The organism is Rhodohalobacter sulfatireducens (assembly GCF_022012475.1).
Taxonomy (GTDB): Bacteria; Bacteroidota; Rhodothermia; order Balneolales; family Balneolaceae; genus Rhodohalobacter; species Rhodohalobacter sulfatireducens.
The window spans coordinates 1-14,917 of the sequence record NZ_JAKLWS010000036.1 but is presented as its reverse complement, the minus strand read 5'-3'; the positions used below and the strand labels follow the sequence as shown (position 1 = coordinate 14,917).

Below are 14,917 nucleotides of genomic sequence, written 5' to 3'. Positions count from 1 at the left end.
TTATAAAAATGGATTTTTTGGCAGTACTCGACTACGAACATCTCGACAATGGTGTTTTTCTTAATTCATTTGCGAAATCACTTGCAAGGAAAGATAAACGCGGAATCATTATTCACGGTGACAGCGAACACACAGAACGCATCATCCAAACCGGTGTAATGAGAGATCAAGCACAAATCCGAGCTATTAAAGAGTTGAATCACAGATTAGTGGCCCTTTTTGCAGATGAAGGTATTTCAACAATCGCACTGAACGGATTTCAAAAGTCGCTTATTACATTCGACGATTCATCCATAAATATCGACAAAAAACAGATTGAAAATTTACCCGATCACCCGATGGTTTTAATCTCAAATCTTTGTTTAGACGAGAGAACTAATCAATATGCACCATTACCATTATCAAGAATGGCTACGGCCTTATCAGCCAGGTTTGAGATTGAAGAGATAACAATCTTTAGTGTTGATGAATCTTCGGATATTATCAAACAGGATTTTCCTGAAAAAATGAGCATACGGGATATTGATAAATCCTTTATAGAGAAGCATATACCCGAAAATCTCAGAGACCTCGCAACTGACGTTCGGATAAGAACAGGATCTGACTTTTGACATTTCGGGTACGCATATCTTTTTCTATTAAAAAGTGTTCAATTACGAAAAATAACGGCTTTTCATTTGCCAGTTAAGCACTTCTTCAATAGTTTGTGGCAATTGAAGTACGATAAAACATGAACTAACCAACAGGTGTTACTTATGAGTAGAAAAGAAGAACTAAATCAATTAGTAACCGAACTCGAAGAGGATATTGACAAGTTTTACGAAAAAGGAAATAAAGCTGCCGGAACAAGAGCCCGAAAAAAATTACAAGAGATTAAGAAGAAATCTCAAGAAATTCGTTTAGAAATCCAGGACATGAAAAACGCTGGTAAAGTTTAGTTTCCACTATTTGATTTTTTAATAGCCGCTCACAGCAGCGGCTATTTTTTTTATAAAATTTGTACAAGTTTTCCTTGACATCTGAATTCAGAAGGCCTTATATTTGGTACTTCTAAGGAAATCGATAACACGGATTCAAGGAAACATTCTTTGATAGCTCAGTGGCAGAGCAATCGGAGGTTATCCCGACAGTAGTCGGGACGTTGGTTCTCCCAAAGAGACTTCTTCGGAGGAATCCGAACCAACATTTTATTGACACATTTTTTTACTGACACTCCTCGGTAGCTCAGTGGCAGAGCAATCGGCTGTTAACCGATCGGTCGTTGGTTCGAATCCAACCCGGGGAGCCATCTATACCCGACGTGCGAACTTTGATCTCATCAGAGTTCGCATTTTTTATTTCTGACCAGTCTGATTCCAGCTTTTTATCTGCTATATAGCATATTTCAATGCTACCCTGATTTGACGTTTTCATAGTTGAGTTAACAGATCGAACTAATGTTCAGACCAGTTCTATTCTCTCAAATTTAGAACTTTCTTCCCATAGCGATATAAATTCATTCAACAGGGACTTATAAGATTCATCATCTAGCAGCTGATGGTCCTTCAATCGATTACGTTCCTTTTTACAAAATTCGATTTCATCTTCCATCTCTTGTTTTCTCAAGCCTAAATCATCAAGTTGCTTTTGGAATAGATTAACAGATGGGCCCTCTGGATTTTTAGTTAGTAATAATAATGTGTTTTTAATGTCCTTCTTAGTACTCGCCAATTGTCCATTTAATCTGGTAATTTTTGAATTTAAAGCACTCTAGATATTTTAAATAAAATTCTTCATAAAGGATCAACTCTTCGAAACATGGGGGTTATGCAAAGCCCTCTATTGGATGTAATTTTTATTCGCAAATAAAAAATTATTGTTTAAAAATATTAAGATTTGGATGAGATTAGGATGTAGTTATTTGTTAGATGGTATAGGTTTTTAGAACAGCGTTTATGGTTTTCTTAGTTAATTTATAACGATTGAAATGTTCAATAGTTAGAATTTATTTGTTAAACTAGAATTTATTAGCTACCTAATTCATTGCATATCTAAAGCATAGGGATAACCCTGTGCTTAACAAAATCATGGAGTGACAGGATGAGAGATAAACCAACCGATCTAACTAACACAGTACATAAGGGCAGGGCAGATAGCGGGCTGAACCTTTTTAAGGGGTTTACCCTGATGCTAGTCATGACCCTGACGGTGATGGGGTTTGATTCCGTCGTAGACGAGCAAACAGGTGCCAATTTTAATGGGGAGACTTCAACTTTTGATTCGGCAATAGACAAGAAGGACCAGAATTCAAAAGTCCTTGTGAAGGAGATTTATACCGGAGCTCACATTAAAGGTGCCAATGGCATAAACTTCGGACCGGATGGCAATCTTTATATTGCCAGTGTTGCCGATCAGGAAATAATCGTAATGAATAAGCAAAACGGCAAGATCTTAAAGAGACTTGGCCCGACGAATGGAGTGATCTCTCCTGATGATTTGGCGTTTGGACCGGACGGCTCGCTTTATTGGACTGATTTATATACTGGTGAGGTTGGCCGTATGACCCCGGAAGGGGTGGTGACCAAGCAATTTGTTGCACCTGGTGTCAATCCTATTACCTTTAATGAGGAGGGACGTCTTTTTGTTGCGCTCGCTTTTTTGGGAGATGGATTATATGAGCTGGACCCGAACCTTATTGACACACCGAGGCAAATCATTGCTTCCACACCGGCAAATCCATTGCTTGGCTTTTTGAATGGATTCGACTTTGGTCCAGATGGCAAATTGTACGGACCGTCATTTGCAGGTGGCTTTTTGATGCGGGTAGATGTCGGAGAGCCAGGAGATCCAACTTCTACAGATCCTTTTGGTGATGGCACCGCAGAATTCGTAGCCGATGGCTTCACAGTGCCTGCAGCTGTAAAGTTTGATTCCGAGGGAGTCCTTCACGTCCTGGATCAAACAGGTGAAGTTTTCAAATTAAATACCGTGGCAGGAGAAAAAACACTTTTTATAAAAATTCAAGAGGGCCTTGACAATCTGGCCTTTGACTCCAAGGGCACCTTATATATTTCTAATGCCGACTTTGGATCGGTTGTAGAAATTCTACCCAGTGGTCAGCCTCGCACCATCAGTGGTGGAGGGATGATTGCACCTATGGGCATGGCAGTTTTACCTGGGTCAAATAACAGAGATGCTTTGTTTGTTGCCAACTTGTTCCGATTGTACCAATTGAATGGACTCACCGGCAGGGAGGAATATGTTTATAAAGGTGACTTACTTGGTGGTGAAGACAATCTGACCACTCCATTTACTCTTTCTGCGGACGGGGAGAATCTGATTGTGTCTTCCTATTTCGGACAAGTAGTTCAGGTTTGGAATCCACAATCTGAGCAGATCATTGATACTTATCAAATGGGTGTTCCAATAGATGCCATTCGGTTTAAGAATGACATAGTGGTTTCCGATCTGGGCCTTGGCGGCGTCGTACGAGCAAGTGACAAAGCGATGATCTTGCCAATAGACAACACCAATGTATTTGCGCCAAGTGGTTTGGCAACTGATGGAGAAACTTTATGGGTGGCTGACTGGGGTACTGGCATTATTTGGCAGATAGAGTTTGACGGCGATACTCCAAAACCAGCCGTACCTATTGTATTCGGACTTAATAACCCAGAAGGATTGGCTTGGGATAAAGAAGGCGGCCTGCTGGTTGTTGAACCAGGCGAATCACGGTTATCGCGCATTGATTTGGAGAATGGAGATGTGAGCATAATCGCAGATGGCCTCAATCTGAGTGGACCTGCTGTTGGTCTGGACGCCGCCTTACCTCCTACATACTTATTTGATGGGGTGACCATTGGCCAATCTGGCGATATTTATGTTTCGGGAGGAGGCAAGAATGTGATTTACCGTATCTCTAAAAAATGAGGTTCTTCTTCTAAATAAAAACCCCCGCTCCGGATTCCCGGGGCAGGGGTTTTTTGGTTTACAAAAGGGGGGCTCAAACAAAAGCAGAATTGAATCGAAATGGGGGAGTCACGGAAGTATTATAAAAAGAGGCCGCCCTTAATTTGGTAGATTTAAGTTCTTCACACTGATAATATAGCTCAAATGATTTTGCCAAAACTAAGAAAAAACCTTCGTAATCCAGGCTTGACTCACTCCAAATTTACGTGCAGGCTCTGCCCTATTTTTCACCTTCCCAGATTTCAATAGTTTTCTGTAGAGAATAGCTTGCTCCCTCCTACTTTCTTTGACCTTTTTCTTCTTTGTAAAGTTAACAGATTTCTCTGTTAACCGATAGTTCGCACCTTTTAAAAATGGGTATGTTTTCGCGAATTTTTGGCTATCCAATTCAAAAGATATTCCTCTACTTCCATTGTTTATAACCTTTATAGGCCATATTACGCGGTAAACAGTTCGCATATCGCTCCAACCCGGGGAGCCATCAAAAACAAGCCTCAAGATACAATAAACGATGTTTTGAGTCTTTTTTTATGCCCTTCCATAAATTCTGAAAATCAAGAAATTGGAACAATTATTGAATAGTTTTGGGACAATAATGGGAAAAGAAATTAATATCCGTAAAATCTTTTTGTCGCATCAAACAGATCGGAAAAATCAGATTCTTTATTTACAATTTTTATGTTTTAAGAACTTCAACAAAAGAATGGTAATCCTCCATACTGCTATAAAGCTATAAGATTTTTTTTTACGACAATATCGAACTCTCAAGAAAATTAAATAGGCAGATTACTCCTTTTAATACTAAGCTGTAGAAGTAAAATGTTTATCTGTTACAATATCTAGTTAAAAGAGACCTTGAATACACTTTGTTACTATGCGAACTCTTTAGATTCTGTCATCATCCGAATTTTCTTATTCAGTTTATTTCGTACTCTAACCAATGAAGGAAGATAGTTTAGATCCTTTTCTCCAATTTTGTCAATTTTTTGCTCAAAAATTTGGAATATACCTTGTTCTTCAATCGGATCTGACTGATTTTTTTGCAATATAACCCATTTCCCATCCGATTCTCGTCTAATAAAAACGTCAAGAGCATTATTTATTCGATGTTGGTATCCTTCACTGATAGTAGCTGATTCTCTTAGCCATCGACTCATCTGTTGTTGTAAACTTTTGATCCTTTGATTTTCACGTTGAATCTGTTTAACAAGCCATATTTGAGATAAATCTCTCTTTTCTAATATTGCGCTAACTGCATCAGCATATGTTTTATATTCTTTGTTTAGTAAATCTGAACTATTAATTGACATAGTTTATTTATTTTCTATTAATATGTTTAATTAAAATGACAATGATAAAGTAATGATTTTAATTTAAACAAAAAAGTTTAATAAAGATGACATTTGATTACAAACATAAGCACTCCAAGTAAACAATTAAAAACACACGAATGAGCTCAGCTAATTCGTCCTTTTTTTGTTTATGAAATACTCACTGTACATCCTCAAATCAAGCGTCAAAGATACCTATTACATCGGAAGTTCCGATAATCCCAACCGGCGACTCCCCTATCATAACGGAGAAAGCAAAGGATATACACAGCGTTACCGGCCGTGGAAACTGGCTTACACTCATCCATTTGATACAAAACAACAGGCACTACACGCGGAACAAGTAGTAAAAAAGTGGAAGAGCAAGAAGATGATTCGCCTTCTGATTGATGGAAAAATCGATATCCGAACTTATTTGGAGTAAGAGCAATCGGCTGTTATCCCGACAGCTGTCGGTACGTTCGTTCGAACCTGCCTAACTGCTTTAATATCCTTAATTTGAATTCTATGAGAAACGACAGATAGGTCCAACCCGGGGAGCTTTTTTAAAAATAAGGCTTGTAAGACCTCTTGCTGTCTAAGGTTTCTGCCCGGGCATTGATCATGCTGCTGACATCTTACTCTTCAGCACAGAATGGCAGCAACCGCCTACGAAAAGGAAGGATTGTTCTTCGGGCTTCTTCATTCTGCCCCACAACCGGCATAATTTGAGATGGTGATACGCTTTAGCCTGGTTGAAACACATCAAGTTCATTGCGGTCTGCATTAAACCACTTTTCTAACTCTCAAATGTCTTCCCATAAGGTTTATCTACTACACATGTCTTGAGGGATTTAATTAAATAGAGTCGCTGATATCTATCTGAAAGGTGGTATCAAAATTGGAAGGAAGTAAACAAGACATCACACTTTTTCAAAACTCAATAATTAATAACAATCCCGTCCTTTGCCTGCTCCTCAGTAAGACACCAAAAAAGCGTATGCCGGTCCAGCCATATTTCTAAGAAATAATCCTGTTTGGTTCGCACCATGAATTGTTGTAGAAAAGTCTTTCCCTGCCGGTGCTTGGTATGATGGCGTACCTAATCCACATAGCACCTTTTACCTTCCTCTGTTTCTAACCGAAGAGGTTGAATTCTATCAACAGGCCCGGTCTGTGACTTCCCCAAAACGATACATAAAATAGTAAGTGGTGGGTGTTTCTCAGGATTCATAACCTTTTAGCTGTAAGGTAATATCTGCGAATGACAGCGCATGTCATCCAAATCGAACTTTCTTTAAAGATTTCTTACCTGCAAATTTACAATGACAGTTTCTATTGGCTTATCGATTCAATAATTAAGAATTACCGTACTGGTTTTAAGATGGTGTCCATAATCCAACCAAAAGCGGTTTTGATATTTATGTCTATCTCCATTCCACCTTAAGTACGTTTTTCATCCAGGGAAGCTTTATCACGCCGATACTCCAGGGAATGCGATCAATCAAAACATCCACGCTTTTGATCTCAACGCTTAGAGTCCACTGCCCATCCTCTTCTTGGAGACGGCCTTCTCTTTGTAAAAACGTTTCTCGTAGTGCATCAATAGTGGTATGTTCCAAACCAGGCCAGTTGCTTAGTAACGCATTGAGCATACTCTCTGATATTTCAATTTCCTGTTCTGTCAATTCATCAAGTGGATCAACCGGTTTCTGAATCGGCAAGCCTGATAGCAACTTCTGAAGCACAAGAGCATGCTCTTCAACATTCTCATATCCCGTCACAATAAATTCCAAAATATGTACCGCTCGCGATTGAGTGGAATCTTCCACAAAGATTCCATTGATTAGATATCCCAGCCTGTCAAACAGTTTTGGGAAAAACGGGGCAGCAAGAACCAACCCTGCCCTTGAGGTGTAGATAGATTCTCTATTAAACATTTTATCATCCATGCTAAACATCCTCATCTTTTTAATGTGGGAAAATGATATGGAGTGCTTTCCTCATATCTTGCTTCTTTTCAACAATCTCTAAAATATGATCCGTTTTTATTCAGCTGAGCCATTTTTTTTATCCTCCAACCATTACTGTTGATATTCCAATCACGATAATTCCACCATGAGCCTTTGTGTCACCCATCCGTACTGCTGGTTTGCCGCATATCATGACTGTAGCGGACCCTTTAATAATGGAATCTGGCGGACCAACGCAAACGCATGAATCGCCAACATGTGGAATTGGTAGTAATCCTGGTGTAACCATAGGAAACGAATGCATGTCTGTAATTCTTGCTGCTAAAGGCATTTGAGTACTCTTTTAAATGTGCATGGTGCAACTATCGCTCTTCATTTAATTAATCATCACCATTGCACCTTTAACCGTGCAGGTCCCCGATGAAGAGAATTCTGCCGAAGCGTTTCCGCTGGCCGAATACGAGGTATTTGCTGAGCTACTGATAGCCAAACCAGAGATGTCAATATTCTCTGATGCCTTCATGGTAATATTTCCGATAGCTTCTATATTGATGTCTTCAAGAGCTTTTAAATGGATATTCGATTGACTATCTAATACTATTCCCTCGGCGGATAACTCCACTTTATTATTGTGTTGGTCCGTTATTGTGATTGATTTCTCATCGTCACTGAAACGAATAATATTCTTTCCGGGGGTTTCGATAGTGATGATCTTCTTATCATCCTCAAACTCAATTTTGAGCTGGTTTTTCGTGACGATCGCTTTTACTGAGTTCTTGTTATCCGGTATGTAAGGAGCATTAATTTTTTTGCTGTATAAAGATCCAAGAATGACGGGAAAGCTTGGATCATCATTCATAAATCCTACCAATACTTCATCATCAATTTCCGGTATAAAAAATGTTCCGGAATTATTTGATGCGTAGAGTGTGGATAGACGGGCCCATATACCGTCATCATTCTCCATAATCGGCATTGTTAAAAGTACACGAGTTTCACCATCGGGATCTTCATGTATCTGTTTTACTTTTCCATAGTGAAATCCCCGCACTGAAGCGTTCAATCCAGTCACCGGTAGAGATTCGATATTCATCACCTCCTCAGAAAAGAAATCACCACTCATACCTGTTTCAATCTCGGTCAGCCAATCGCCATCCTTTATGATGTGCCTTACACTGCTGATAAATGCCTTCCCATTAAACCGGTCCCCCATTCCGGCAATCTCTATCATTGACCCAACGACTGCTTTTTCACTTCCCTGGAACTTAAAACGGCAGCGATAGGCTGTTAATCCAGACAGCTGCTTTTTGGATGTGGCCCAGCCCTTAAGTTGATCTGTATGAAGACTGCCGGAACTCTGAAGCCTATACTCTTGCGGGCCAACAACGTCTGAAAGAGTCTTTACCTTTATATTTCCTTGATTTGGATAATTGGGAGTATCTCCCTCTGCAGAGATTGTTTTTTGGTCTTCAGAACTCCAACTGTAACCGACAGCATTGACCATCTGAAGTTCCGCATTCATCACAGCATTAAAGTCGATGATATCCATTCCGTATGTCAGTCTAAGGCCGGATTGAACTGAAAAATTTGGCTTTTGCACGCTTACCTTTCCATCTGAAACATAGACGAGCATGCCGTTTATTTCGGCACGAATTAGCATAAAATCCCAGTCAGATACGTAATACTGGACCACTTCCTTGTGTTCTACATTAGTAGAATCAACTTCAGACGTGAGGCCTGTATTGTTGATTAAGGAAGTAATAATGTCACTATCTTTCTGTTTTTTATAGAAGGCGTTTTTACGGTTCGTTGTCATCTTTAACGCCTCATCACGGCACTCTATCACAAGAAAGCTTTTCCCATCTCGCAGCTGCAATTCGTGTTTTATGATAATGCCCTTGAAAAGAGTATTAAAACCAGATTCATACCCGGCTGAAATTTCCATTATTCCGCCTGGTACAAACGTTTGTGTATTACTAATTTCGAAATCCGACTTTGACGCACTTCCATCGTAGATCAAGACATGTGCCTTGGGAATCCGGTTTACCGCTTTCGAGACCTCAATTTCATTTACCCGGTAGGTATCATCAATCTGTTTTCCATCAACGTGGATGGAGAAATGTACATACATGCTTTTATCATTAAGGGGTGAATATGCCATGGTTATCTGCCTATATGATTTTGAGTAATACCTTCGTGAACGATTTCAATCGTATCGACGAGGACCTCGTTTGCGTCGGTTTTCATATCAGTTACCGTGATTTTAGTGGGCCATGCATTGGCAAGTACCCAGGTCATCAACGGAGATGCCGATTCATCCAGCAGGTTTATAGTTATGGTCGTGCGGGCAATTGTATTCATTTTTATTTTCTTGTACCATTCCCAGAATGCTGTGTCATCTTTAAACATCCCTTTTTTCATTATTAGATTGCCCGATTTTACCATCCCGGGCATTTTTACAGTACTAAATCGTTTATCGTTTTCAGCATGGTACTCAATAGTTTGAGACTCTATTTCCATTCCGGAAACTTCTTGAAAAGGCACCTCGCCGACACTGCTGTCTGCCCCCAGGTCTACCGTAAAATAGAACTTGGGTAAGGGCCATTGAGTTGATCGACCTTCTTGTTGTTCGCCTGCCATAACTATAGTATTAGGAGATTAATAACTAAGTGTAAATCACGATTCCTGCATCTTCTGTTCAAAGGTAATGACAATAAACTCTCCCGGTCTTGTAATAGCCAGCTTAACCGTTATTCTTATAATACCATTTTATATATCAACCGGGGTCATTTTTGCACCAATCCCAACCTATTGACATTTTCGGAATTTATTTGATTAAGTGGACTATATCGATCCTCATAATAATTCCGCTCATACGAAAGCCAGTTTTCCGGTTCATTTTCTGCTTGAATAATTCTATCATCACCAACAGATACAGTTACACTCTTTATATATTCAGGAGTCACAGACTCTTGCGGCAAATTGCATCCTAACAAAGTGAATAGAGAACCTATAAAAATGATCGAGGACTATATTCTCGGCCGGCTTACCGAGGAAGAAACTAATCATCTATGAATTCAAATACTACAAGTTCCGGAATGGTTAGGATATTTAGAGGTCGAATTAGACCTAAGAAGAATACTCAAAACTAAAAGAGTTTAAACCAGGTCTTAATTTCTAGGACCCCTAACCTAACCCCCTGATTTCGAGATGCCTCTCCCAGTATTTATACATCATTTTATATATCCACCACACCGATGATTGTCATAACTTCCTTCAACAGATAGTTTGACTCTATCGGCTATATAAAATTTGGATAATTCCCTAATCATTTGCTTTTCTTACTCGATATCTGAAAGAGTCGGCATCTTAATAATATTTTCACAGCTCATATTCGTCTCCAAAGATATATGAAGATCGTGCTGAGTATAAACGAAATGACAATTGGAAATCTACTGCCCACTCTTTCAGACAGTGACTCCAAATCAATCAAAATTAATCGTAATCTGATTAACATCGCCATTTAAATTCAAAGTCACTGAATTTCCCTTTCCTCGCTTCATATTAGTCGGAGTGGACGGTGACGGAGTATGCCTGGTTCTCCCATGACTATCTGAAACATGCTTTGCATCTGTAATATGCTGAACCAAACTCTCAAGCATGGCTGAAGACTCATTATCATTCTCAGTAAGTAAGAAATCAACAATCGCCTTCATCCGCATTCCTTCATTGGTAGCTGAGCCATCTGCTTCGCTCCAGCCGGCGTGATGCAGTGCAACTAAGTTCCACTCGTTATTAAAGACCGGTGAACCAGAAGAACCACCTTCAGTATCTGCTGTATATCGAATACTCACGTCATAAACATAATTAACTTTGTTGTCGTGCAGCGATATCTCTTTTTTCCGCCCTTGTGGGTGTTGAATGATATTGGCCCGTTCACCGCGAGTGATGGTGTCTGGATCTCTTAATAATTCTATTGCTTTAATGTCGGCAGGTAAGGGATCCGGATTGCAAGCAACAATGGTGAAGTCAAGATCTTTATTAGTAATAAAGAAGCGATCCGGTTCTAACGATACGGCATACAATATATCATCTTCATCGTAATCAAATTCAGCTTGGCTACTTTCAGCAGTTTGGGTGTCCGGAATCACATGATTGTTGGTCATAATAAAATTCCGAGAGCCTATCAAAAAACCACTTCCGTAATGACTGTCAGTCGTAATTCGGCAAACCGATTTGGAACGGATAACACCTTTCTCTAAAAAACTACTCGGCAGAAAATTAATCTCTTTATGAATTTTCTCAAAGTGCTCGCTAATGTCTTTCTCAAGCTGCTTGCGCTCATAACGTGTTTTAGGTACTGCTACCTCTTTGCCCATAACAGCTTCTGCACGCTTAACCACTAAATTTAGAAAGTCCTGGTTATCTAACTTAGACAGCTTCGGCAGCGTTACAGGAACCTTTCCTTTGGTCTCCGGTGCATCAGGTGCAATAGCCCTTAGAGGAATAGCTACAGATGGTGCGTCTTCCGCTAAGGCAAGTTTGATGACCTCATCAAACTTTTTAGCAACTTTCAAATAACCTTCGTTCTTGGGGTGTAACTCGTCTTGCCAATTCGACTTCGGACCTACGATCTTTTGGCAATCAACGTGATAGACAGAACCCGGAAAATCGTCAGAGATCTCTTTCAATCGCTCATTAAAACGGCCAATCATCACCGCGACAATTTCGCGTTGCAAATCCTTGTCGGAAATATTTCGTTTCTTCAATGGCTTACCCAACCATTTCCCATCTTGAGGAATCGCGTTGTCATAACCGTGGCAAAGAATCTTCAAGTGTGGCCGGTCAGCAAGTAATCGAGTAAACAAACCTCTATACAATGTCTCAAGCTCTCTCAAAAACAGATCGAACTTATCATTTGGGTAATTCTTAGGCAATCGGTTAGCATCAAATTCATGCACCAGAGTTGCCATGCGATTGTCACCAACCATATCGTTTCCGCCGCCACTGATCAAAAACACATCCGGATTCTCTTTCTCAATCGCCTCGGTAATTTCATCTTCCTTCACAATATTCGAGAGCAGATCACCGGCTTCGCTCAAACCATAGATCGCATACTGAAATTTATCCAGGTCAATCAACTGATCAATCGTGTCTTTTAAAAGCAGTGGATACTGAAACCAGGAATCGCCTTCGGCAACAATCTTCACTCCGGTCCACTTCTTGATTCGCCGGCGGTACTTTCTATTACGCCGCGCCCTGGCCAGGCCATTAAACGCATTGAGAAGAAAAGCGCCCTCAAGGCCATTGTCCTCAACCATCTCCGGGTTTGGTACAACCTTAGGTGCGAACGCCTCACTCGCGTCTTCATCTATTACAAAATATTTCGCCAGTTCTTCATCGCTGATATCGATATCAAGAACCTTGTTAATTAGTTCCTGCTGAGTGATAGTCTTAGCTGCCATATAAACCTCCCAGGTTTTTACTCACTTTATTGATTAGGTAGAATTGTTGTAAATAGTAAAATCCCCATAAACATGCTCGTAATAAATATTACAAATGACAAATAAATCGTACTGCTCCGTCTTATTTCTCTCACTATAATCAATCCAGAGCAGGAAACCAGATGATCATTCATCACCTGCGTATTAAATGAGGTGATGTAGGTTTAATTCTGACAGCTGTTCAATAAATTTACCTTTTCTGTAAGATTTTACGATTTCTCGGATCATACAACTAAGATCACGAATATACAGAAGTGCTTGAGCGCACTTCTCAAATACATTTAGGTAGAATTGCGGTTGATAGCTGTCATTCTTCTTATTAATACGTTGGCAAATACGAATAAATGATATGATTACTACACAAGGGGTACATCAATTTGTAAAGTTATGTAGGAAATGGAAACCCTAAAATGAGTACCGATAAGGGATGTGCCTTTCATTGAAACAAGCACCGGTGACTGCGTTCTGTTTTCTGCTGCATAAAACCATTTTCCTGAAAACCGTTTCACTTTTTTGTAGTGGATTCAGTTTTTTTCGGTTCATACGTATAATGATGAATAGCCAGTCATGTAAGTTGACAGCTTTCATGGCTTTTTTATGCTCCCCTATCTGCAATCCCTGGGGCGTAACTGTGAAACTGAATAGCCAGCCTTTTCTTGTTTCTGTTCATGAACAAAAAAACCGAAAATGCAGTAAAAGAACCCTTTAAGCTGCATAAAGACAGAATTTGAGCGTTTTCAGGCCACCTAAAAAGAGTACCCTAAGCCCAAAAGCGGAAAACCTTCTTCACCGGGTACAAAGGAAAAGCCACCTTTCAGCAAAAATCCTTTCCTACCCATAAATCTGTAATTAACATTGATTACAGCACCAGCGAAACCCCAATAACCCAAGCCAAATTCGCCATAGCTTTTTTTCTTGTGAGCAAAGAAAGATGCTTCTAATATCGGTACAATTGTATCGTAGAAACCAAAACCAATCTTAGAAATGAAACCCACTTTATCATTGACAGGTAAAATTCTGTCAAAGTTAGCCGTTGGAAAGATTATAAAATTTTGAGTGTAGAATGAATTTTTACGTGGGTAGGCGTCTTCTTTTTGATCATTAACATTAAGAGCAAGTAAAGCAGAAGAAGTGAACAAAAATAATATGATCAATATACATTTTTTCATCTCTGTTTAAATGCATTGTTCTTTTAAAATGTATGAAATTTTACACTTTTGAGCCAGACTATAAAAGCTTTAAATGAGAACTGATTTGGGGCCGGACTTCATTAGAAATCATTTCACAAGTGCTTTTTACCTTTGACTGAATGATGCAATTCAACTGAAACCGTTTCACATTTCACTTTTTTTTAAGGAATCCATTTTTTGATTCATACTAATAACAGCTTGATGGATAGCAAGTCATATTAGTTGACAGTTTTCATGGCTTTTTTACCTCCCTATCTTCAATCTCTTCCCAGTCAGGAAACCTGCTATTTACCACACTGGCTTATGAATGCCCTCCTTTATCCATAATACGGTTGTTTGTTTCCTTTCTCTACTTTCCACTCTTTGAAACCAGAGGCTGGCACAGGGCACCTGTTTCTTTAAAAAATAAGGCTTGTAAGATCTCTTTCTGTCTAAGTTTTCTGCCCGTGCATTGAACATGCTATAGCTGGCATCTTACTCTTCAGCCCAGAATGGCAGCAACCGCCAACGAAAAGGAAGGATTGTTCCTCGGGCTTCTTCATTCTCACCCACAACCGGCATAATTTGAGATGGTAATACGTTTTAGCCCGGTTGACATTCATCAAGCTCAGGCAAAGAGACGGGGGAGATAAAGGGTGGTTCCAACCTGGTAAGATGTTCAGATTTAGTTTTGCAGAGAGGACCATATTCACGAACTCGAAGGCTCAGATGAACTTGTACTGTTTGAGTTTCTGAACAAGAAAAAAGGACATAATCACTTTGATAATTTTTTACTATAGAGCGTCTTGAAGCTCAATAAAGTCCAATAAGTAGAATAAATGTAAATTAAATAATACTTTGTCGAAAATTTACCATGAAGTACTTTGTAATAAAATCATTGAAAATAGTTCAAATTTCATGAAAAAGACTGTTTTAACTCTGCTCGCCACTGTTGCCGTTTGTGTCGTTGTTGCATTACTCATTTTAAGGCTATTTAATACCCAGAAAATAAA

Annotated in this window: 11 protein-coding genes and 1 tRNA gene; 5 read left to right on the top strand and 7 right to left on the bottom strand. The window is 39.5% G+C overall.

Annotated features, from left to right (window positions below):
* Window positions 1-8 precede the first annotated feature (8 nt).
* From L6773_RS18410 to L6773_RS18395, 4 genes are all read left to right on the top strand, one after another.
* Window positions 9-611, top strand: a complete 603-nt coding sequence (locus tag L6773_RS18410) for a hypothetical protein (protein ID WP_237856002.1) — start codon at window positions 9-11, stop codon at window positions 609-611.
* 144 nt (window positions 612-755) lie between these two features.
* Window positions 756-938, top strand: a complete 183-nt coding sequence (locus tag L6773_RS18405) for a BF3379 family histone-like protein (protein ID WP_237856001.1) — start codon at window positions 756-758, stop codon at window positions 936-938.
* Between the two features lie 275 nt (window positions 939-1,213).
* Window positions 1,214-1,288 (top strand) — tRNA-Asn (locus tag L6773_RS18400).
* A 791-nt stretch (window positions 1,289-2,079) separates the two neighbouring features.
* Window positions 2,080-3,909 carry a hypothetical protein gene (locus tag L6773_RS18395; RefSeq protein WP_237855999.1) on the top strand — a complete coding sequence of 610 codons (1,830 nt, stop codon included), beginning with the start codon at window positions 2,080-2,082 and terminating at the stop codon, window positions 3,907-3,909.
* A 911-nt stretch (window positions 3,910-4,820) separates the two neighbouring features.
* On the opposite strand, the gene L6773_RS18390 is transcribed toward L6773_RS18395, so the two are convergent.
* On the bottom strand, window positions 4,821-5,258 hold the full coding sequence (locus tag L6773_RS18390; RefSeq protein WP_237855998.1) for a hypothetical protein: 438 nt from the start codon (window positions 5,256-5,258) through the stop codon (window positions 4,821-4,823).
* A 172-nt stretch (window positions 5,259-5,430) separates the two neighbouring features.
* Between L6773_RS18390 and L6773_RS18385 the strand changes: the two genes are divergently transcribed.
* On the top strand, window positions 5,431-5,703 hold the full coding sequence (locus L6773_RS18385; RefSeq protein ID WP_237855997.1) for a GIY-YIG nuclease family protein: 273 nt from the start codon (window positions 5,431-5,433) through the stop codon (window positions 5,701-5,703).
* 982 nt (window positions 5,704-6,685) lie between these two features.
* On the opposite strand, the gene L6773_RS18380 is transcribed toward L6773_RS18385, so the two are convergent.
* The 6 genes from L6773_RS18380 to L6773_RS18360 all read right to left on the bottom strand — a co-directional run bounded on the left by L6773_RS18380 (window position 6,686) and on the right by L6773_RS18360 (window position 13,904).
* The gene (locus tag L6773_RS18380) at window positions 6,686-7,210 is read right to left on the bottom strand and encodes a contractile injection system tape measure protein (protein WP_237855996.1); all 525 of its coding nucleotides are present in this window, start codon (window positions 7,208-7,210) and stop codon (window positions 6,686-6,688) included.
* A gap of 118 nt (window positions 7,211-7,328) precedes the next feature.
* Window positions 7,329-7,562 (bottom strand): PAAR domain-containing protein, encoded by a 234-nt coding sequence (locus L6773_RS21825; RefSeq protein ID WP_369431598.1) that lies wholly within the window; start codon window positions 7,560-7,562, stop codon window positions 7,329-7,331.
* Between the two features lie 45 nt (window positions 7,563-7,607).
* Window positions 7,608-9,392, bottom strand: coding sequence for a type VI secretion system tip protein VgrG (gene vgrG / locus L6773_RS18375; protein WP_237855995.1), 1,785 nt, complete (start codon window positions 9,390-9,392; stop codon window positions 7,608-7,610).
* A 2-nt stretch (window positions 9,393-9,394) separates the two neighbouring features.
* A complete protein-coding gene (locus L6773_RS18370) occupies window positions 9,395-9,871 on the bottom strand; it encodes a phage tail protein (protein WP_237855994.1) in 477 nt (158 codons plus the stop codon).
* Between the two features lie 845 nt (window positions 9,872-10,716).
* Window positions 10,717-12,696, bottom strand: a complete 1,980-nt coding sequence (locus tag L6773_RS18365; RefSeq protein WP_237855993.1) for a trypsin-like peptidase domain-containing protein — start codon at window positions 12,694-12,696, stop codon at window positions 10,717-10,719.
* Window positions 12,697-13,481: 785 nt separating this feature from the next.
* Entirely contained in the window at window positions 13,482-13,904 is a 423-nt protein-coding gene (locus L6773_RS18360; RefSeq protein ID WP_237855992.1) for a hypothetical protein, read from the bottom strand.
* Window positions 13,905-14,917: the final 1,013 nt, after the last annotated feature.